The sequence below is a fragment of the Caballeronia concitans genome (genome assembly GCF_001544615.1).
Lineage (GTDB): Bacteria > Pseudomonadota > Gammaproteobacteria > Burkholderiales > Burkholderiaceae > Caballeronia > Caballeronia concitans.
In genome coordinates this window covers 14,214-34,932 of sequence record NZ_FCNV02000010.1, presented here as the reverse complement: position 1 = coordinate 34,932, position 20,719 = coordinate 14,214, and the positions used below count along the sequence as shown (strand labels likewise).

General features: G+C 64.1%; 20 protein-coding genes. 7 read left to right on the top strand and 13 right to left on the bottom strand.

Annotated features, from left to right (window positions below):
• Window positions 1–50: 50 nt before the first annotated feature.
• The 4 genes from prpC (at window position 51) to acnA (ending at window position 6,104) form a co-directional block, all read left to right on the top strand.
• On the top strand, window positions 51–1,226 hold the full coding sequence (gene prpC, locus AWB72_RS20540) for a bifunctional 2-methylcitrate synthase/citrate synthase (protein ID WP_040049948.1): 1,176 nt from the start codon (window positions 51–53) through the stop codon (window positions 1,224–1,226).
• Between the two features lie 88 nt (window positions 1,227–1,314).
• Entirely contained in the window at window positions 1,315–1,836 is a 522-nt protein-coding gene (locus AWB72_RS20535; RefSeq protein ID WP_040049947.1) for a hypothetical protein, read from the top strand.
• A 30-nt stretch (window positions 1,837–1,866) separates the two neighbouring features.
• Window positions 1,867–3,318: a bifunctional 2-methylcitrate dehydratase/aconitate hydratase gene (locus AWB72_RS20530; RefSeq protein WP_040049946.1), complete on the top strand. Its 1,452-nt coding sequence runs from the start codon at window positions 1,867–1,869 to the stop codon at window positions 3,316–3,318.
• Between the two features lie 68 nt (window positions 3,319–3,386).
• Entirely contained in the window at window positions 3,387–6,104 is a 2,718-nt protein-coding gene (gene acnA / locus AWB72_RS20525) for an aconitate hydratase AcnA (protein WP_040049945.1), read from the top strand.
• A gap of 94 nt (window positions 6,105–6,198) precedes the next feature.
• Here the strand turns inward: acnA and AWB72_RS20520 are convergent, their stop codons facing one another.
• Window positions 6,199–6,516: a DUF2917 domain-containing protein gene (locus tag AWB72_RS20520; RefSeq protein WP_040049990.1), complete on the bottom strand. Its 318-nt coding sequence runs from the start codon at window positions 6,514–6,516 to the stop codon at window positions 6,199–6,201.
• Between the two features lie 290 nt (window positions 6,517–6,806).
• Between AWB72_RS20520 and AWB72_RS20515 the strand changes: the two genes are divergently transcribed.
• Window positions 6,807–8,228 carry an aminotransferase-like domain-containing protein gene (locus AWB72_RS20515; RefSeq protein ID WP_040049944.1) on the top strand — a complete coding sequence of 474 codons (1,422 nt, stop codon included), beginning with the start codon at window positions 6,807–6,809 and terminating at the stop codon, window positions 8,226–8,228.
• A 16-nt stretch (window positions 8,229–8,244) separates the two neighbouring features.
• Here the strand turns inward: AWB72_RS20515 and AWB72_RS20510 are convergent, their stop codons facing one another.
• From AWB72_RS20510 to AWB72_RS20500, 3 genes are read right to left on the bottom strand one after another with little or no spacing between them, the layout of a single operon-like run.
• Complete coding sequence (locus tag AWB72_RS20510) at window positions 8,245–8,859, bottom strand: hypothetical protein (protein WP_040049943.1); 615 nt, start codon at window positions 8,857–8,859, stop codon at window positions 8,245–8,247.
• A gap of 44 nt (window positions 8,860–8,903) precedes the next feature.
• Window positions 8,904–9,671, bottom strand: a complete 768-nt coding sequence (locus tag AWB72_RS20505) for a molybdopterin-dependent oxidoreductase (protein ID WP_040049942.1) — start codon at window positions 9,669–9,671, stop codon at window positions 8,904–8,906.
• 4 nt (window positions 9,672–9,675) lie between these two features.
• The gene (locus tag AWB72_RS20500) at window positions 9,676–10,299 is read right to left on the bottom strand and encodes a cytochrome b/b6 domain-containing protein (protein ID WP_052449817.1); all 624 of its coding nucleotides are present in this window, start codon (window positions 10,297–10,299) and stop codon (window positions 9,676–9,678) included.
• A gap of 127 nt (window positions 10,300–10,426) precedes the next feature.
• Here AWB72_RS20500 and AWB72_RS20495 point away from each other — a divergent pair, with 127 nt between their 5' ends.
• Together AWB72_RS20495 and AWB72_RS20490 are read left to right on the top strand one after the other, a co-directional pair.
• On the top strand, window positions 10,427–11,098 hold the full coding sequence (locus AWB72_RS20495) for a heavy metal response regulator transcription factor (protein WP_040049941.1): 672 nt from the start codon (window positions 10,427–10,429) through the stop codon (window positions 11,096–11,098).
• Window positions 11,095–12,495, top strand: a complete 1,401-nt coding sequence (locus AWB72_RS20490) for a heavy metal sensor histidine kinase (RefSeq protein WP_040049940.1) — start codon at window positions 11,095–11,097, stop codon at window positions 12,493–12,495. Before AWB72_RS20495 ends, AWB72_RS20490 begins: the two co-directional genes overlap by 4 nt.
• Before the next feature lie 3 nt (window positions 12,496–12,498).
• Here AWB72_RS20490 and AWB72_RS20485 read toward each other — a convergent pair whose 3' ends face one another.
• From AWB72_RS20485 to AWB72_RS20445, 9 genes are all read right to left on the bottom strand, one after another.
• Window positions 12,499–14,292, bottom strand: a complete 1,794-nt coding sequence (locus AWB72_RS20485; protein ID WP_040049939.1) for an FAD-dependent oxidoreductase — start codon at window positions 14,290–14,292, stop codon at window positions 12,499–12,501.
• Entirely contained in the window at window positions 14,289–15,392 is a 1,104-nt protein-coding gene (locus AWB72_RS20480) for a DedA family protein/thiosulfate sulfurtransferase GlpE (RefSeq protein WP_374728909.1), read from the bottom strand. The genes AWB72_RS20485 and AWB72_RS20480 overlap by 4 nt, the downstream gene beginning before the upstream one ends.
• A gap of 235 nt (window positions 15,393–15,627) precedes the next feature.
• Entirely contained in the window at window positions 15,628–16,596 is a 969-nt protein-coding gene (gene denD / locus AWB72_RS20475) for a D-erythronate dehydrogenase (protein ID WP_040049938.1), read from the bottom strand.
• Between the two features lie 16 nt (window positions 16,597–16,612).
• Entirely contained in the window at window positions 16,613–17,401 is a 789-nt protein-coding gene (otnI, locus tag AWB72_RS20470; RefSeq protein ID WP_040049937.1) for a 2-oxo-tetronate isomerase, read from the bottom strand.
• Between the two features lie 46 nt (window positions 17,402–17,447).
• Window positions 17,448–18,410, bottom strand: a complete 963-nt coding sequence (gene ltnD, locus AWB72_RS20465) for an L-threonate dehydrogenase (RefSeq protein WP_342066020.1) — start codon at window positions 18,408–18,410, stop codon at window positions 17,448–17,450.
• Complete coding sequence (locus AWB72_RS20460; protein ID WP_040049987.1) at window positions 18,364–19,068, bottom strand: FadR/GntR family transcriptional regulator; 705 nt, start codon at window positions 19,066–19,068, stop codon at window positions 18,364–18,366. The genes ltnD and AWB72_RS20460 overlap by 47 nt, the downstream gene beginning before the upstream one ends.
• A gap of 101 nt (window positions 19,069–19,169) precedes the next feature.
• Window positions 19,170–19,508 carry a thioredoxin family protein gene (locus AWB72_RS20455; protein ID WP_040049935.1) on the bottom strand — a complete coding sequence of 113 codons (339 nt, stop codon included), beginning with the start codon at window positions 19,506–19,508 and terminating at the stop codon, window positions 19,170–19,172.
• Window positions 19,509–19,576: 68 nt separating this feature from the next.
• Window positions 19,577–20,104, bottom strand: coding sequence for a chromate transporter (locus AWB72_RS20450; protein WP_040049934.1), 528 nt, complete (start codon window positions 20,102–20,104; stop codon window positions 19,577–19,579).
• A complete protein-coding gene (locus AWB72_RS20445) occupies window positions 20,101–20,652 on the bottom strand; it encodes a chromate transporter (protein WP_040049933.1) in 552 nt (183 codons plus the stop codon). Before AWB72_RS20445 ends, AWB72_RS20450 begins: the two co-directional genes overlap by 4 nt.
• Window positions 20,653–20,719 lie beyond the last annotated feature (67 nt).

Sequence of the window (20,719 nt, the reverse complement as noted above, 5' to 3'; positions counted from 1 at the left end):
GGCAGAAGAGACGACGCCGCGTGACGGGCGTACACAGGAGACTTGAAGCAATGAGCGATACCGCAACGAGCGACTCGCCCGCGGCAGCGGGTGGTTTCAAGCCGAAGAAATCCGTCGCGCTTTCGGGCGTGACGGCGGGCAATACCGCGCTCTGCACGGTCGGCCGCACCGGCAACGACCTGCACTATCGCGGCTACGACATTCTCGATGTCGCGACCACGAGCGAGTTCGAGGAAATCGCGTATCTGCTCGTGCACGGCAAGCTGCCGAACGTCGCGGAACTCGCCGCGTACAAGGCCAAGCTGAAGGCGCTGCGCGGCCTGCCCGCGAACCTCAAGGCCGCGCTGGAATGGATTCCCGCTTCCGCGCACCCCATGGACGTGATGCGCACCGGCGTGTCCGTGCTCGGCACGGTGCTGCCCGAGAAGGACGATCACAACGTGGCCGGCGCGAAGGACATCGCCGACCGGCTGATGGCGTCGCTCGGCTCCATGCTGCTCTACTGGTACCACTATTCGCACAACGGCCGCCGCATCGAAGTCGAAACCGACGACGATTCCATCGGCGGTCACTTCCTGCATCTGCTGCATGGCGTGGAGCCGTCGGAATCGTGTGTCAAGGCGATGCACGTCTCGCTCAATCTCTACGCCGAACACGAATTCAACGCATCGACGTTCACGAGCCGCGTGATCGCGGGCACGGGCTCGGACATCTATTCCGCGATCACCGGCGCGATCGGCGCGCTGCGCGGCCCGAAGCACGGCGGCGCGAACGAAGCCGCGTTCGATATCCAGTCGCGCTATCAGACGCCCGACGAAGCGGAAAGCGATATCCGCCGTCGCGTCGAGAACAAGGAAGTCGTGATCGGCTTCGGGCATCCGGTCTACACCATCTCGGACCCGCGCAACAAGGTCATCAAGGACGTGGCGAAGTCGCTGTCGAAGGAAGCGGGCGACACCAAGATGTTCGATATCGCCGAGCGCCTCGAATCGGTCATGTGGGACGCGAAGAAGATGTTCCCCAATCTCGACTGGTTCAGCGCGGTCTCGTATCACATGATGGGCGTGCCCACCGCCATGTTCACGCCGCTCTTCGTGATTTCGCGCACGTCGGGCTGGAGCGCGCACATCATCGAACAACGTATCGACAACAAGATCATCCGGCCGAGCGCCAACTACACCGGCCCCGAGAATTTGAAGTTCGTGCCGATAAATAAGCGAAAATAGCGGGCTTGCGCGATCGGAACGGTTCGTCATGCGTTCCAATCCGCGCAACAACTGCCATTTAACCCCAATGTTTTTGAAAGGTTTTTAGATGAATAAGCTTCTGATCGCTGCAATCGTCGGCACCCTGGCCACCACCAGCGTGTTCGTGAGCGCCGACGCGTTCGCCGCGACAACCGAGTCGAGCGCGGCCAAGGCCAAGCGCCCCGCTCCGGCCCGCCGCATCATCAAGCGCTCGCCCAAGGCAGCGGCGGCTGCAGCAGCCAAGACGGACCCGATTCCCGAAGGTTCCACCAAGTGGGCCTGCAAGGACGGCCTCGCTTTCTATCTGAAAGGCGACATGAAGCGTGACTCCGTCGTCACGGTGAACTGGGCGAAGAAGGACTACAAGCTGCCGCGTCAAGACACGACGACCGGCGCCGATCGCTTCCACGATTCGGCCTCGGGCATGGATCTCGTCGTGATCCCGACCAAGGCAATGCTGTTCTCGGACAAGGACTCGTCGCGCCTTGCCGACGAATGCATGACCTCGGAAATGGCCGCGGGCGCAACCGCTCCGACGCAGGCCGAAGCGCTGAAGCAGAATCCGCTCATGCTCAAGCCGGCGGAATAAGCGACGTCAGCCTATAAACAGGAATCCTCGATGTCCGCACCGATTTCCAATGTCCGCCCCGATCCGGACAAGGTACTCGTCGATATAGTCGATTACGTGCTCGACTACCACGTCGACAGTACGCTTGCGCTCGACACCGCGCGCAACTGCCTGATCGATACGCTCGGTTGCGGACTCGAAGCGCTCTCCTACCCCGCCTGCACCAAGCTGATGGGACCGATCGTGCCCGGCACGATCGTCCCCAACGGCGCGAAAGTGCCCGGCACCCAGTTCCAGCTCGATCCGGTTCAGGCCGCGTTCAACATCGGCGCGATGATCCGCTGGCTCGACTTCAACGACACCTGGCTCGCCGCCGAATGGGGTCATCCGTCGGATAACCTCGGCGGCATTCTCGCCACCGCGGACTGGCTGTCGCGCAACGCCGTCGCGTCCGGCAAGAAGCCGCTCACGATGAAAGACGTCCTGATCGCGATGGTCAAGGCGCACGAGATTCAGGGCTGCATCGCGCTCGAGAACTCGTTCAACAAAGTCGGCCTCGACCACGTGCTGCTCGTGAAGCTCGCGTCCACTGCGGTCGTCGGCCAGATGATCGGCCTCACGCGCGACGAGCTGATCAACGCGGTATCGCTCGCGTTCGTCGATGGCCACTCGCTGCGCACGTATCGTCATGCGCCGAATACGGGCTCGCGCAAGTCGTGGGCCGCAGGCGACGCCACGTCCCGCGCCGTGCGTCTCGCGCTCATCGCGAAGACCGGCGAAATGGGCTATCCGTCCGTGCTGACTGCCAAGACCTGGGGCTTCTACGATGTCCTCTTCAAGGGCAATGCGTTCAAGTTCCAGCGTCCGTATGGCTCGTACGTGATGGAGAACGTGCTCTTCAAGATTTCGTTCCCGGCCGAGTTCCATGCGCAGACGGCGGTGGAAGCGGCCATGACCTTGCACGACAAGCTCGAGGAAATGGGCCGAGGCGTCGAGGACATCAGGAAGATCACCATTCGCACGCACGAAGCGGCCATTCGCATCATCGACAAGAAAGGCCCGCTGGATAACCCCGCGGACCGCGATCACTGCATCCAGTACATGGTCGCCGTGCCGCTCATTTTCGGCCGCCTGACCGCCGCCGATTACGAAGACATCGTGGCGAAAGACCCGCGCATCGACACGTTGCGCGCGAAAATGGAATGCGTGGAAGACCCGCAATACACGAAGGATTATTTCGATCCGGACAAGCGCTCGATTGCGAACGCGCTGACTGTCGAATTCAATGACGGCACGAAGCTCGATGAAATCGCGGTCGAATATCCGATCGGTCACAAGCGCCGCCGCGCGGACGGCATTCCGCTGCTCGTCGAGAAGTTCAAGACGAACCTCGCGCGCCGCTTTCCAACCAGGCAACAACAGGCGATCCTCGCGGTATCGCTCGATCAGGCAAAGCTCGAAGCAATGCCGGTCAATGAATACGTCGATCTGTATGTGATTTAGTCGATCGACTCGGTCATACAGTAACGTTGAATCGAAGCATTTCCTCGTTTAGCCCTAGGAAAACAACCATGGCCCACAATCTACACAATACGCTCAAGGAATTCGATAGCGGTTCCGGCAAAGGCAAGTTCTACTCGCTGCCGCAACTCGGCAACGCACTGAAGGTCGATGTCCAGCGCCTGCCGGTTTCGATTCGCCTCGTGCTCGAATCCGTCCTGCGCAACTACGACGACAAGAAGATCAGCGAAGAGCACATCAAGCAGCTCGTGAACTGGAAGCCGAACGCGCCGCGCGTCGATGAAATTCCGTTCGTCGTCGCGCGCGTGGTGCTGCAGGACTTCACCGGCGTGCCGCTGCTCGCCGACATCGCCGCGATGCGTGGTGTCGCGAAGCGCGCCGGCAAGGACCCGAAGGCCATCGAGCCGCTCGTGCCGGTGGATCTCGTCGTCGATCACTCGGTGCAGATCGACCACTTCCGCGAGCCGAACGCGCTCGACCTGAACATGAAGCTGGAATTCCAGCGCAACAACGAGCGCTACCAGTTCATGAAGTGGGGCATGCAGGCATTCGACACGTTCAAGGTCGTGCCGCCGGGCGTCGGCATCGTGCACCAGGTGAACCTCGAATATCTCGCGCGCGGCGTCCACAAGAAGGCCGAAGGCAAGGACACCGTGTACTACCCGGACACGCTCGTCGGGACGGACTCGCACACGACGATGATCAACGGCATCGGCGTGGTGGGCTGGGGCGTGGGCGGCATCGAAGCGGAAGCGGGCATGCTCGGCCAGCCGGTGTACTTCCTGACGCCGGACGTGGTCGGCGTCGAGCTGAAGGGCAAGCTGCGCGAAGGCTGCACGGCAACCGACCTCGTGCTGACCATCACCGAAATGCTGCGCAAGGAGAAGGTCGTCGGCAAGTTCGTCGAATTCTTCGGTGAAGGCACGGCGTCGATCGCGGTGCCGGACCGCGCGACCATCGGCAACATGGCGCCCGAGTACGGCGCAACGATGGGCTTCTTCCCGGTCGACGAAAAGACCATCGACTACTTCAAGGGCACGGGCCGCACGGACGCCGAAATCTCCGCGTTCGAGAACTACTTCAAGGCGCAGAACCTGTGGGGCGTGCCGAAGGCCGGCGAAATCGACTACACGAAGACGCTCACGCTCGACCTCTCGACCGTTGCGCCGTCGCTCGCGGGTCCGAAGCGTCCGCAAGACCGCATCGAAATCGGCAACGTGAAGAGCACGTTCACCGACCTGTTCTCGAAGCCGGTCGGCGAAAACGGCTTCGCGAAGAAGCCGGACGATCTCCAAGCCACGTACAAGACCGCTGACGGCATCGACGTGAAGAACGGCGACGTGCTGATCGCCGCGATCACCTCGTGCACGAACACGTCGAACCCGAGCGTGCTGCTCGCGGCCGGCCTGCTCGCGAAGAAGGCCGTCGAAGCCGGCCTGACGGTGGCGCCGCACATCAAGACGTCGCTCGCGCCGGGATCGCGCATCGTGACCGACTATCTGACGAAGACCGACCTGCTGCAGTATCTCGACAAGCTCGGCTTCACGCTGGCTGCTTACGGCTGCACGACGTGTATCGGCAATGCAGGCGATCTGACGCCGGAACTGAACGACGCGATCGTGAAGAACGACATCGTCGCGGCCGCCGTGCTGTCGGGCAACCGCAACTTCGAAGCGCGCATTCACCCGAACATCCGCTCGAACTTCCTGGCATCGCCGCCGCTGGTCGTCGCCTACGCTATCGCGGGCAACATCACGCGCGACCTGATGACCGAGCCGGTCGGCAAGGGCAAGGACGGCCGCGACGTGTACCTCGGCGACATCTGGCCGACGAGCGAAGAAGTGCACGCGCTGCTGAAGTTCGCGCTCGACGCCGACACGTTCCGCAAGAACTACTCGCAGCTCACGAAGGAAGGCGACCTGTGGAGCAAGATCGCGGGCGAAACCGGTCAGGTCTATGACTGGCCGAAGTCGACCTACATCGCGGAGCCGCCGTTCTTCGGCGACGACTTCTCGATGAAGCCGGCCGATTCGATTCCTGCTGTGAAGGGCGCGCGCGCGCTCGGCATCTTCGGCGATTCGGTGACGACCGACCACATCAGCCCGGCGGGTTCGATCAAGGAAACGTCGCCGGCTGGCGTGTGGCTGAAGGCGAACGGCGTGCAGAAGGCCGACTTCAACAGCTACGGCTCGCGTCGCGGCAACCACGACGTGATGATGCGCGGTACGTTCGCCAACGTCCGTATCAAGAACCTGATGATTCCTGCGAAGGCAGACGGCACGCGCGTCGAAGGCGGCCTGACGATTCATCAGCCGAGCGGCGAACAGCTGTCGATCTATGACGCCGCGATGAAGTACATCGCCGACGAAACGCCGACCGTCATCTTCGCGGGCGAAGAGTACGGCACGGGTTCGTCGCGTGACTGGGCCGCGAAGGGCACGCAACTGCTCGGCGTGAAGGCCGTGGTCGCGCGCAGCTTCGAGCGTATCCATCGCTCGAACCTGGTCGGCATGGGCGTGCTGCCGCTGCAGTTCAAGGGCGCGGACAGCATCCAGTCGCTGAACATCACGGGCGAAGAGACGTACGACATCGAAGGCCTCGGCGACAACTTCAAGCCGCAACAGGAAGTCACGCTCGTGATCCATCGCAAGAACGGCAAGGACGATCGCGTGCAGGTGCTGCTGCGTATCGATACGCCGATCGAAGTCGACTACTACAAGCACGGCGGGATTCTGCCGTTCGTGCTGCGCTCGCTGCTCGCCGCCTGAGCACGCGTGGTGTTTTGCAGGTGACCGCGCTCGAAAGAGCGCGGGAACATTGGACCCGGCTCTGGCCGGGTTTTTTTTCGCCTGCTTCGTCCGCTTAGAGGTTCGACACCGCGGCGCCGCTCTGCCCCACGCGCTTGCCCAGCCACGCGCGCACAATTTCCCCGACGCTCCGCCCGCGCGCCGAAACCGACGCCAGCGAAAAGCGGCTGCCATCGCATGCGCCGCTGACCCAGATCGTCGAAAACGGCGTCAGCTCGATCGCATCGCCCGCAGCGAGCCAGTGATCGTCCGCCTTGCCTTCCACCGTCATCCAGATTTGACCGCGCTGCACGCGCAGCGTTTGTGGGCGATGGCTGGACCAGCGCGTAGGCGCATCGCGCCGGTCGAGTTCGAATGTCCGAATTTCACGCATGATGCCGCTCCCGGTTGACCGATCGAATCGGCCGCGAATAAACCATTCGCAGCCGTTGAGTACATTATTCGGCCAGTTCCGAACATTCTGAATGAACACTTGCGTACAGTTGCGTCGAAACTGTGCAGGCGGAAACGGTGAACAGTTCGCACTGTTCGCCGGCCGCCGAACACCGCCCTGGCCATTCGGACAGTCTTGACACCGCTTTACGGCTGCGTTCGAATCGCATCTGACACGCTCGTGAACAGTGCATCAAACTGTTCAGTCGACACTACCGAACACTTCAAACGATGAACGCACTTCCGCTCACTATCGACGGCGAGACCGGCGTTCCGCTCACCGAGCAGATCGTCAGCCAGATCGAAGCGATGATCCGCTCGCGGCGCGTGCTCGCCGGCGCCAAGCTGCCGTCCATCCGTCAGCTCGCCGCCGAACAGCGCATCAGCCGCTTTCCGGTGATCGAGGCGTACGACCGGCTCGCGTCGCGTGGGCTTATACAGCCGAAGCACGGCTCGGGCTTTTTCGTGGCGAATCGCGTCGATGACCGCGACGGCGAATCCGGCAATTGCGATCCGCGTCTCGCCGAAGAGGAATCGAATCAGGTCCTTCAGCAGTTCAACTATCCCGGCGAGACGCTCAAGCTTTCGAGCGGATTCATTCCCGAATCATGGCGCGATGTCGATGGCCTCACGCAAGCCATCCGCCAGGCGTCGCGCAGCGATGTGTCGAGCGTGATCGATTACGCGATTCCGCACGGCGACGCCACCTTGCGCCAGCAAATCACACTGCGGCTCAACGCGCTCGGCATTGCCGCCGATCTGCCGAACGTGATGATCACGAACGGCGCGAGCCAGGCGCTCGACCTGATCGTGCGGACCATGCTCAAGCCCGGCGATACCGTGTTCGTCGAAGATCCCGGCTACTACAACCTGTTCGGCCTCCTGAAGCTGCAAGGCGTGCGGCTCGTCGGCGTGCCGCGCCTCGCGAGCGGTCCGGACATCGACGTCGCTGAAGCGCTGCTCAAGCAGCACAAGCCCAAACTCTTCTTCGTCAACACGGTTTTCCAGAATCCGACCGCGACGAACATCGCGCCGCAAGTCGCGTTCAAGCTGCTGCAACTGGCGACGCTGCACGGCTTTTCCATCGTCGAGGACGACATCTACGCCGACTTCCAGTCCGTGCCGACGCAACGGCTCGCATCGCTCGATCAGCTCGATCGCGTGATCTACGTGGGCGGGTTGTCGAAGACGCTGTCGTCGTCGCTGCGAATCGGGTATCTGGCCGCGAACCGGCAGCTCGTGAAGGATCTCGTCGATGTCAAAGTGCTGACGAGCCTCGGCGGCACGCGCTTCGCTGAAAGCGTCGCGGCAAGTCTTCTTGAACGCGGGACGTATCGCAAATATCTGGAGCGGCTGCGCAAGCGCGTGCGCGATTCGTTGTCGAGCGCCGTGCAGCTACTCGAAGGCTACGGCTGGCAAGTGTTCGATGAACCGAGCGGCGGCAGCCTCGTATGGGCGCGCGTGCCGGGCATCGACGATTCAGCGGTGCTCGTCGACGAAGCGGCGAAGTTCGGCGTGACGCTTGCGCCGGGCAGCTACTATCGGCCGAATGGCGAAGCGTGTGCGTGGGTGCGGATCAACTCCGCGTATGCGGGAGACCGGCGCGCGGCGCGCTTCTTCGAGCACATGGCCGAGAAGCGCGACGCGGCTTGACGAAGCGAAAGCGCGATTACATCGGCGGCACGACGCCATCCTTTTCGACGACGATGCGCTGCGCCGCGAACGTGCCGCCGCTAGCCGGAGTCGCCACGACGAACACTTTCTTGCCCGCCTTCAGGTCGTCATGCGTAGCCGGCGCGAAGGTCACGACGGGCACGTTCTCCGGCACCGTCACCGAGTTCGATCCGCCCTTGTACGACAGCTTCAGATCGCGCCCGCTCGTGCCCTGCACGACCTGATCGACGTTCGCGTTGGTCATCGAGCTTTGCGGGCCGAGGTCCCAATCGTAGTGGCCTTCGCCGGTGCCGCGCGCGGCTTCGGGGAACACGAGCACTTCGGTCGCGGTCAGCTTGCCGTCGGTGCCGGTAGTGGCCGCCGTGCCGACGAACTCGCCCGGCTTGATGTCCTGCAGCTTGATATTCTTCAGCGCGGTCACGGGCGTGTCCGCCTTCAGCGCGATCTTCACGGTGTCGCCGCTCTTGCGGTGCACGGTGAGCGTATCGCCCGACGATGCGACGATATCGCCACGAATGCGCGTGGGCTTCGCTGCGGGCGTTTGCGCGAGCGCCGCGGTCGTGAATGCGAGCGCCGCGATGCCGAGGCCGAGTTTCATGCGAATGGACATTGAATCTCCTTCGAGTGTGGACGAGGTCAAGCGATGTTGCGTCATCAGGAACCGCCGAACCAGTTGTAGCCCTGGTTCTCCCAATAGCCGCCGGGGTAATCGTTGGTCACGGTGATCGCGACGATATGCTTCGGGTTCTTGTAGCCGAGCTTGGTCGGCATGCGCAGCTTCATCGGGAAGCCGTATTTCGGCGGCAGGATCTGGCCGTCGTAAGTCAGCGTGAGGAGCGTTTGCGCATGCAGCGCGGTCGGCATGTCAATGCTCGTCGAGTAGTTGTCCGCGCAATGGAACGCGACATACTTCGCGCTCGTATCGGCGCCCGCGCGCGCCAGAAAATGCGCGAAGCGCACGCCGCCCCACTTGCCTATCGCGCTCCATCCTTCTATGCAGATATGCCGCGTGATCTGGCTTTCCTGCGGCATCGCGTGCAGTTCGTCGAGCGTCCAAACGCGCTTGCCCGTCACGCGGCCGCCGACTTCGAGCTTGTACGCGGATGCATCCACTTCCGGCACTTCGTCGATGTCATAGAACGCGTTGAACGGAAACGGGCGCGTGATCATCGATTCGGGATACGTCGGCGCGAGCTTGTTCGGATCGAACAGAAAAGCCTGGGCATCGTCATTGAACGACGATATCTTGCGCAGCATCGCGTTCACGGATTTGTCGTCGGTGATATTGCAGCCCGACAGCATCACGAGACCGCCGAGCGTGAGAATGCGCTTGCCGAACAAGCGTCGCGCGGGCGCTTTCAACTCCTTCGCGGCGTCCTTGATGATCGACTCTGCATCGAGACTGGATTTGCGCATCGACATGGCTTCAACGTCCTTTGATCATCAGCACGAGCGAACGCGGCACGAGCGCGACCATCACGACATGCAGCACGACGAACGCCACGAGAAAACTCATGCCGAAAAAATGCACGACGCGGGCGTTGTCATAGCCGCCCATCAGCGTGCGAAGCAACGGGAACTGCACGGACTTCCATACGACCAGCCCCGACAGAATGATGACGACGATATCCACGATCACCGCGAGATAAGCGAGCTTCTGCACGGCGTTGTAGTGCGTGAGATCGTCGTGGCCGAGCTTGCCGCGCAGCGCATCGAATGCGTCTTTCACGACGCTCTTGATGCTCAGCGGAAACATGCGTCGCCTGAAGCGGCCGGTCACCACATTCATCGCGACATACACGATGAAGTTCGCAACGAGCAGCCACATCGCCGCGAAATGCCACTGCAGCGCGCCGCCGAGCCAGCCGCCCAGCGTGATGGACGGAGGAAACGTGAACGGCGCGAAGATCGGCGATGCGTTATAGATCTGCCATCCGCTCGTCACCATCACGACGATAGCGAGCGCATTGAGCCAGTGCGTGATGCGTAGCCATAGCGGCTGAACCGTGGGATGCTGCACGTCGGGCCTCGCGATTGAGTTATCGAGCATGAAGCGCATGCTAGCGGCGCGGCGCTGATCGATCGATGACGACTCGATGACTTTTTTGTCATAGTTCGCCGGCCTCGCGCGCGCGCTGGCTAGAATGACGTCAACCTCCCTGACGAAGCACGCGCGCATGACCATCCTCGTGATCGAAGACGACCGCAAGACCGGCGACTACCTGAAAAAAGGGCTCATCGAGTCCGGCTATCAGGTCGATCTCGTGCGCAACGGCACGGATGGACTGCATCAGGCGCTCGCGAATTCATACGAACTCATCGTGCTCGATGTGATGCTGCCCGGCATCGACGGATGGCAAGTGATGTCCGCGTTGCGCGCGAAGCGTGACTTGCCTGTCATTTTTCTCACGGCGCGCGATCAGGTCAGCGACCGCATTCACGGACTCGAACTCGGCGCGGACGACTATCTCGTCAAGCCGTTTTCGTTCACCGAACTCGTGCTGCGCATTCGCACGCTGCTCAGGCGCGGCGTGATGCGCGAATCGGATACCTACAAGGTCGCCGATCTTCACGTCGATGTCCTGCGCCGCAAGGTCACGCGCAAGGGCATCGACATCGTGCTGACGAACAAGGAATTCGCGCTTTTGCATCTCTTCTGCAAGCATCAGGGCGAAGCGCTTTCACGCACGCTGATCGCATCCGAAGTGTGGGACATGAACTTCGACAGCGATACCAACGTGGTCGATGTCGCCGTCAAGCGGCTGCGCGCGAAGATCGACAACGCGTTCGAACCGAAGCTCATTCACACGGTGCGCAGCATCGGCTATTCGTTCGGGGAAGATTCTTGAAGCGCCATTCGCAGTCGCTCGCGGTTCGCATCGCGTTGTCGTTCGCGGCGATCGTCTGCGTGGTGGTCGGCATGGTCGGCGCGTCGCTTTATCACGCGACGAATTCCGCGCTCTCCACGCGCGCCGATTATCAGGTGATCGCGCGCGTCGAACATTTTCGCTCGCTGCTGCACGATCTTTATACGATCAACGAGATCGAAGCGCGGCCGAGGCTCTTCGAAACGATGCTCGGCGACCGGCAGGACGTGATCATTTTTCGGCGCGCGGGCACGCCGCCCTTCATCAACGTCAATCCCGAGCACATGCCGTTGCCGCCGCTGCATATCGTGCCGGTCGATCGTGCGATCGGTCTCGACGATCTCTACGAAGGCACGCGCGCCGATGGCGTGCGCATGCGCTGGGTCGGCGCGCAGGCGCGCATCGGCGAGAGCGGCGAAGTAGTCGAGATCATCGCGGCGCACGTGATGACGCAGGAAGCGCGCGTGCTGTCCGCATACTTTGCGCGCGTGTGGATCACGGTGATCGGCGCGGTGCTCGTGACGATGCTGCTCGCGTGGTGGGTCACGCGCCGCGGACTCATGCCGCTCAAGCTGATGGCGGACAAGGCCGCCGAAATCACGCCGAACCGCATGTCCGCACGGCTCGACGTCGCGCATGCGCCGGCGGAATTGCAGAGCCTCGCGGCATCGTTCAATGCGATGCTCGATCGTCTCGAACACGGCTACGAACGCCTGCTGCAATTCTCGGCGGATCTCGCGCACGAGTTGCGCACGCCGATTGGCGTGTTGATCGGCGAGACGCAGGTGATGCTCGCGCACGAGCGCAGCGTCGCGGAATATCGGGGCGTGCTCGAATCGAATCTCGAAGAACTGGAGCGGCTTGCGCGCATCGCGCAGAACATCCTCTTTCTCGCGCAAGCCGATCATTCGCAGCAGCCGATCGAGCGCGAGCGGATCGACATCCGCGAAGAACTGGAAACGATCGCGGCGTATTTCGAAGGCATCGCGGAAGAACGCCGCATCACGTTCGAGATCGACGCAAGCGGCGAGATGCGCGCCAACGCGATCATGTGCCGGCGCGCGATCGGCAATGTCGTGGTGAATGCGGTGCGTTACGCGGCGGCGGGCACCGTCGTGCGCCTGTCCGGTCATGTGGATGCCAACGGCGCGCGCATCGTCGTGGGTAATCGCGGCGCATGCGTCGCGAAGGAAGAACTCGCGCGGCTCTTCGACCGCTTCTATCGCGGCGATGCGGCCCGCAGCCAGTTCACGGAATCGAGCGGGCTCGGGCTGTCGATCGTGCAGGCGATCATGCACATGCACGGAGGCACCGCTTCCGCCGATTGCACGCCGGACGGGTGGATCGAATTCACGCTGCGGTTTCCGCCGGACGCGTGAAGATCAGGCGCGCTCCACGCCCAACGCCTGCCGCTGCGCCAGCAGCGCGTGAATCTGCGCGACGACCGCCGCGCCCTCGCCCACCGCAGCCGCGACGCGCTTCGTCGATGTAGAACGCACGTCGCCGATCGCGAATACACCCGGCACGCTCGTCTCGAGTCCCATCACGTCTTGCGTGCGGCCGTCGTGCGCTTCGGGGCCGGTCAGCACGAAGCCCTTTTTATCGACGCTCACGCTGCAATCGCGCAGCCAGTCCGTATTCGGGTCCGCGCCGGTGAACAGGAACAGATGCCGCGATTCGATCGTGAGCGGACCATCGGGCGTCTTGCAGTGGACGGCGGTGAGCGCGCGGTCATCGCCCGTCAGCGAGACGATCTCCGTGTGCTTGCGCACCGTCACGTTCGGCAACGAACCGATGCGCTCCACCAGATAATGCGACATGCTCGCCGCGAGCCCCGCACCGCGAATGAGCACATGCACGTGCTTCGCGTGCGACGCGAGATACACCGCCGCCTGCCCCGCCGAATTCCCGCCGCCGACCAGCACGACCTCCGCGTTCTTGCAGAGCTTCGCCTCGACCGGCGACGCCCAGTAGTACGTGCCGTGCCCTTCGTAACGCTCAAGTCCTTCTATCGCGGGCCGCCGATATGCCGCGCCCGACGCGATCACGACCGTCTGCGTCGTCACGCGCGTACCGTTCTCAAGCTCGATCTGAATTGGCGACGCCCCGCAATGCAGCGCCTTGATGCGCGTCGGAATGGCGATATGCGCGCCGAACTTTTGCGCCTGCACGAACGCGCGGCCCGCGAGCGCCTGACCGGAGATGCCAGTCGGAAAGCCGAGATAATTTTCGATGCGCGCGCTCGCGCCCGCCTGACCGCCCGGCGCGCGGCAATCGAACACCGCCACCGACAAGCCCTCGGACGCCGCATACACCGCCGTCGCGAGACCGGCCGGCCCCGCGCCGACGATCGCGACATCGTAGATATGGTTTGCATCGAATTCGGGCAGCCAGCCGAGTTGCGTCGCGACCTGATTCTCGTCGGGCGCGCGCAGCACGGTGCCGTCCGGACAAATGACGAGCGGGAAATCCGCGGTCGATGCCGAAATGCGTTCGAGCAGCGCGATGGCGTCCGGGTCCGAGCAGGCGTCGATGACCGTGTGCGGATACCCGTTGCGGCGCAGGAAGCCTTGCAGCGAGACGAGGCGTCCATCGTCCGACTGGCCGAGCAGCACGGGACCGCTGCCCTTCTCGATCAATCCGACGCGCCGCAGAATGAGCGCGCGCATGATGCGCTCGCCGAGTTCCGCTTCCGCGACGAGCAGCGCGCGCAGACGCTCCGGCGGCACCACGATGCCCTCGACGTCTTCGGCCGCCATGCCATCGACGAGACACGGCTTGCCCGAAAGCTGCGCGACTTCCGCGAGAAAATGCCCCGCACCGTGTTCGACGACGAGATGGCTGTTGCCGAGCGCATCGCGCCGCGTGACGCGCACGAGTCCCTTCAGGATGATGACCATGCCGCGCCCCGCTTCGCCCATGCGGAACAACCACTCGCCCGCACGCCAGCGCGCCGCCGTGCCGAAGCGGCTCATGCGCTCGATCTCGTTGTCGGTCAGGCGCGGAAACATCTGATGCGAGCGCGTTTGCAGCGGCGAGAACGGGGCCTCGTCGGCGGAAGCGGACGACGCGGCGCCGGTCGGCACGATGTTCGGCTCGTCCGGCGGCGGCATTCCCGGGCTCCACGCGACCACGTTCGGCATGTCCGTTCCGTGTCCGCTCGGGGTGGTGCTCATGCGCGATCTCCGTGTTGTAAGCCGTGTGGATGCAACGACGCCGCAGCCTGCGCCGCCTGTGCCGCCTGCGCCTGCTGCACGATCGGCAGCGCGCAGGCCGCCGCCATCTCCGCCGCTTCTTCGGGGTTCTTCGCCACCAGTTCGCCGAACTCCGTCAGATTCGCGACCTCGAAACCCGCGAGCCGCCATGCGTCGAGCCCGCCGGTCAGCGGCAGCACGTCGCGAAAGCCCGCGTTGCGCATGGTCTTCGCCATCCACGCCGCCGACACTTCGTTCGGGCACGAGCAATAGATCACGACCTTGCGCGACTTGTCGTAGCTTTCGATGATCTTCTGCAGCTCGCGCTCGTCGGCGAAAAGCGCGCCCGGAATGGCGAACGGATCGAGCATGCGCTTCTCCGGCGAACGGATGTCGAAGATCACGGGCAACGGCTCCGCGTGCATCAGCGCGTAGAGATCGTCGACGGTGATGCGCGCCTTTTCCAGCGTCGCCATCAGCGCACGGCGACGCCACCAGCGATACGTCACGTAGATCGCGAGCAGCGCCGCCACGACCGTCACCGCTTGCTGGCCGAGGCGCGAGATCAGCGCGAAGACCATTTCCAGCTGCGCCGCGAACAGCACGCCGACGCTCAATCCGACCGCGCCCCACAACGCGATGCCCGCCCCATCGTGCGCGACGAAGCTGCGCAGGCGCACGCCCATCGCGCCCGCGAGCGGCACGGAGACGAGCGACAGACCGGGGATGAACTTGGCGACGAGCAGAATCCGCACGCCCCATCGGCCGAAGAAGCGCTCCGTTTTCTTCACGCACGTATCGCGCGACAGCGAGAGCTTGCAGATGGTCTTGAGCGTGCGATCGCCGTACTTGCGCCCGCCCTGGAACCAGACGAAGTCGCCGATCACGCCGCCCGCGACGGCGACGCACAGCACGCCGAAGAGCGGCATCCAGAACGCCGAGCCGTTCACGGCCATCAACGCGATCGACGCGCCGACGATGATCATCGTCGGCATGGCGGGCACGGGCAGCCCGAGCGCCGAGCCCATCACGTTGATGAAAACGATCGCCGGGCCGAAGCGATCGACTAGCTGATGCAGCAACATGGGGAATCTCCCGCGTGGCGCGACGGCGTGGTGACGGGACGAAGAGGCTTCGCGCGCGAAGGCGGCGAAAGGCGGCGAACCGGGAGCAACGGGGAGAATCGGGCAAGCGGCGCCCGCGATCCGCAGCGGCGCATGGAGCGCCCAGCCGGCCTTCGTCACATTTAAGAGATGAGTTTAGCGCGGAAATGCGGATGAAAGCGTGACGCCGTGCGGGGCCGCACGGCGTCGTGGGTCACGCGCGTTGTTCTTCTTCGATGTAAGCGCGGATCACGTCGGCGAAAGACTTGTCGCCAACGAGGCCGAGTTGTTCGGCGCGCGCCGTGTTCCACGCGCCCGGCCAGCTTTCGACGATCTTCCCGATGCGCTCGTCGCGCTGCCAGTCGATGCGCGCGACGGCTTCGTCGCCGGCCACTTCGCGCAGCGCCGCGACCATCTCGTTCACGCTCACCGACAAGCCCGGCAGATTCACCACCGGCCGATTGCCGAGCGCCGCGCGATCCAGCTCGCAGCCGGCGACGAGCGCTTCGACCGCGCTTCTCGGCGACGCGAGCCACACGCGCGTGTCGCCGCCGACGGGACACGTCGATCGCTCGCCGTTCAGCGGCTCGCGAATGATGCCGCTCGCGAACGACGAAGCCGCGGCGTTCGGCTTGCCCGGCCGTACGCTGATGGTCGGCAGCCGCAGCACGCGGCCATCGACGAAACCGCGCCGCGTGTAGTCGCACAGCAGCAATTCGGCGATCGCCTTTTGCGTTCCATACGACGATTGCGGATTGAGCGCCGTATCGTCCTGCACGACCTCCGGCAGCGTGCCGCCGTACACCGCGACCGAACTCGTGAACACGACGCGCGGCGCGTGTCCCGCCGCGCGGCAGACTTCGAGCAGCGCGCGCGATGCGTCCAGATTGATCTTCATGCCGAGATCGAAGTCGGCTTCGGCCTGGCCGGAGACGATCGCGGCGAGATGGAAGATGGCTTCCGTGTTCCGGTCGACGTGGCGTTCCAGCACCGCGCGATCCGAGATGTCGCCGGTTTCGGCCTGCACGCGCGAATCGGCGAGCAGGCGTTCGTCGGCGGGACGCGCCACGTCGAGCAGCACGAGCTTCGTGATCGGCTTGCCGTTCAGTTCGCCGCGATCGAGCAGACGCTTGGCGAGCCGCTGCCCGAGAAAGCCCGCGCCGCCGGTGATGAGGATTTGCATTGGCACCGCTCCTGTTTCAAAGATAGGACTTGAGCCAGCCGAGGCCTTCCGACGTGCCCGCTTTCGGCCGGTATTCGCAACCGATCCAGCCGTCGTACCCGAGCGAATCGATCACATCGAAGAGATACGGATAGTTGATTTCGCCGATATCCGGCTCGTTGCGGTCCGGCACGCCCGCAATCTGGATATGGCCGATGCCCGCGTTGGGCCGCTTCATGTCGCGCTTGAGCTTGACGGCGACATCGCCTTCGACGATCTGGCAGTGATAGATATCGAACTGGACTTGCAGATTCGGCGCGCCGATTTCATCGCAAATGGCTTGCGCTTCGTCCTGACGATTGAGGAAGAAGCCGGGAATGTCGCGCGTGTTAATCGGCTCGATCACGACGCGCACGCCCGCGCCTTGCGCCGCTTTCGCCGCGTACTCGAGATTCTTGAGATACACCGCGCGATGCACGTCGCGCGGCTGATCCGGCGCGATCAGGCCCGCCATCACATGCAGCTTTTCGTTGCCGAGCACGGCCGTGTATTCGAGCGCGCGCTCGACGCTCGCCTTGAACTCGTCCTCGCGTCCGGGCAACGAGGCGATGCCGCGCTCGCCCGCCGCCCAGTCGCCCGGCGGCGCATTGAAGAGCGCCTGCGTGAGGCCGTTGTCCGTCAGGCGCGTCTTGATGTCGGCGGCGGGAAAGTCGTACGGAAAGAGGAATTCGACCGCCTTGAAGCCGTCCTTCGCGGCGGCGGCGAAGCGGTCGAGGAACGCGTGTTCCGTGTACATCATCGAGAGATTCGCGGCGAAGCGAGGCATCGGAGTTCTCCTTGAATGGGTTGTCGTGGCAGGCCGGGCCGCGCGATCACTTCGCGCCCTTCGGAACGTCGATGCCCGGGAAAATCTTGATGACCGCGATATCGTCCTCGCCGCCGTGGCCGGCCGTCGACGCCATCATGAACATCTGATGCGCCGCTGCCGAAAGCGGCAGCGGAAACTTCGTCGTGCGCGCGGTATCGAGCACGAGGCCCAGGTCCTTCACGAAGATATCGACGGCGGAAAGCGGCGTGTAGTCGCCCGCGAGCACGTGCGGCACGCGGTTCTCGAACATCCACGAATTGCCCGCGCTATGCGTGATGACGTCGTAGAGCGCGTCCGGATCGACGCCCTCACGCATGCCGAGCGCCATCGCTTCGGCGGCTGCGGCGATATGCACGCCCGCGAGCAGCTGATTGATGATCTTCACTTTCGATCCCGCGCCGTGCGCATCGCCGAGGCGATACACCTTGCCCGCGATCGCCTGCAGCACGTCTTCGCACGCGGCGTAGGCGTCGGCGGGGCCGGAGGTCATCATCGTCATCTCGCCGGATGCGGCTTTCGCCGCGCCGCCGGAAACGGGCGAGTCGAGCATCAGCAAGCCCGCCGCTTCCACGCGCTTGCCCAGTTCCACCGCGAAGCCCGGCGCGACCGTCGCGCACGCGAGCACGACGCCGCCCGGCTTCATCGACGCAACCGCGCCTTTGTCGCCGAACAACACGGTTTCCGTCTGCGCGGCGTTGACGACGAGCGTCACGACGACATCGCACTTGCCGCCCATTTCCGCCGGCGATTCGCACGCGATGCCGCCCTCCGCCGCGAAAGCGTCGAGCGCTTCGCGGCGCACGTCGCACGCATGGACGGCGAAGCCCGCGCGCAGCAGCGAGCGCGCGACGCCCAAACCCATTGCGCCCAAGCCGATGACTCCCACGTTTCTGGACATGGCGATTCTCTTCGAGTGATGGTTAGCGGATGCCGGCTTCCGCGAGACGGCGCGCGGCGTTGTAGAGATGCGTCTGGGCGGCGTGGCGCGCGGCTGCCGGATCGCCCGCGCGGATGGCGGCGGCGATCGCGGCGTGTTCTTCGCGCACCTGCCGCGAGAAGTCCTCGCGCAGCGCCTCGTTGCGGCGCGTCACGAGCGTGCCCGCTTCCAGATATTGATTCAGGAAGGCGAGCGTTGTCAGGAAATACGGGTTGCCGGTCGCGTTCGCGATCTCGCGATGAAACGCCACGTCTTCCGCGACGCCATCGCGACCATCGCGCACGGCCTCGTCGATGCGGGCGAGCGCGGCGTCGATCGCGGCCATCTGCGCATCGGTGCGGCGCATCGCGGCTTCGGAGGCGACTTCCGCTTCGATCGCCCGGCGCAGCGCGAGAATCTGCACGACCGCGCCCGGCTCGACCGCCTGCGCGTAATCGATCCGCAACGGCCGGATGCCCGCGCGCTCGACGATGAACACACCGCTGCCCTGCCGCGGCTCGACCATGCCTTCGTTCTTCAGGCGCGACACCGCCTCGCGGATGACCGTGCGGCTCACGCCGAATTCCTGCGCGAGCACGGCTTCGCTCGGCAGCTTGCCGGTGGCGGCGAAACTGCCCTTCTCGATCAGCTTCTGCAATTGCTGCGCGACCGTGTCGGAAAGCGCGCGGGGCGGGATCTTCTCGAACATGCGCGTCGGGTTGGCGGAAAAAGTCATCGGGTCATCATACAAGTTTGACCCGCGCGCGTCTTGCCCGCGATAACCCTTAGCGCGCTATCGCACGAAGACGGTCATTCGGCGAGCGGCTCGTCGATGAGCGCGAGCGCGTCGCGGATTTCGCTGGCATCGCCGGGGCGCACGAGGCGCGCGACTTCCTTGCCGCCGAGCATGAAGACGAGCGTCGGCCAGAGCTTCACGCGGAAGGATCGTCCGAGCGGACGGCCGCTGCCGTCCTCGATCTTGATGTGATGCACGCCGCGATGCGCCTGAAACGCCTGCGCGATGAGCGGTTGCGCGGCGCGGCAGAAGCCGCACCAGTCGGTGCCGAATTCGACGACGGTGGGACCGGTCAGCGCATCGACTTCGCTGCGATCGGGCGCGGTCTTCGCGTATTCGGTGGTCATGGTCATGGCGCTGTCCTCGTTTCTTTCGTGTCTTTCGTGTCTGCAAATCAGCAGAAAACCTGCCAGCTAGCGCTTTATTGTCCGAAGCCGGTCAGCCCGATGAGCGCGCCCGCCCCGAGCAGCCAGAGCGGATGCAGCCTCGTCTTGTAAGCCAGCAACGCGACGCCTGCCGTGATGCCGACGAGCACCGCCGTCTGATCCGACGCCTCCGCGATCAGCAGCGCGCTCGACGCGACGAGACCCACGGTGATCGGCACGAGTCCGATCTGAAGGTAACGCCGCCACGGCCGGTCCTTGAAGCGCTCCCACGCGTGCAGCGCGAGGATCGTCACGAGCGACGACGGCCCGAACTTCGCCAGCGACGTGATCAGCACGCCCGGCCATCCGGCGACGTGCCAGCCGATCAGCGTGACGACCATCATGTTCGGCCCCGGCGCGGCCTGCGCGAGCGCGAAGAGCGCGGAGAAATCGGCCTTCGTCATCCAGTGATGGACCTGCACGACCTGCCGCTGCATCTCCGGAAGAATGGTGTTGCCGCCGCCGAACGCGAGCAGCGACAACTGGCTGAAGATGCCCGCGAGCGAAACGAGATCGTCTTTCATCGGCGCACCTTCCACGCGACGAGCACGGAGATGGGCGTGAGCACGAGCATCGACGGGAGAAGCGGCGTGCGCAAGAGCGCGACGGCCGCGAACATGACGAGCGCGACCGCCGCCGCTTCCGGCTTCTTGCGCAGCGGCCACATGAGCTTGACCGACATCGCGACGAGCAGCCCCGCCGCCGCCGCCGCGAGCCCGGCGAACAGATGCGCGACGCGCGGATCCTGATGCGTGCGCTGATAGATGACGCCGAGCCCGATCACGACGAGCGACGGTCCGACGATCAGCCCGAGCAGACCCGCGAGCGCGCCGGGCAAGCCGCGAAATCGCATGCCGATCGCCACCGACAGATTGATCACGTTGCCGCCGGGAAGAAACTGGCAGAGGCCGAGCAGATCGGTGAAGGCATCGGCGTCGAGCCATTTGCGGCGCTCGACGATTTCACGGCGCGCGAGCGGCAGCGCGCCGCCGAATGCGGTGAGGCCGAGCGTCAGAAAGCCGATGAAAATTTCCGCGATGGTCGGTCGGTGCGTGTCGTCGTGCTGATGCATGGCGCGTCATGAGATGCAAAGAAGCGTGAGCGTACAGCGTCGGGCCGCGCAGCAAAAGCGGCCCTCG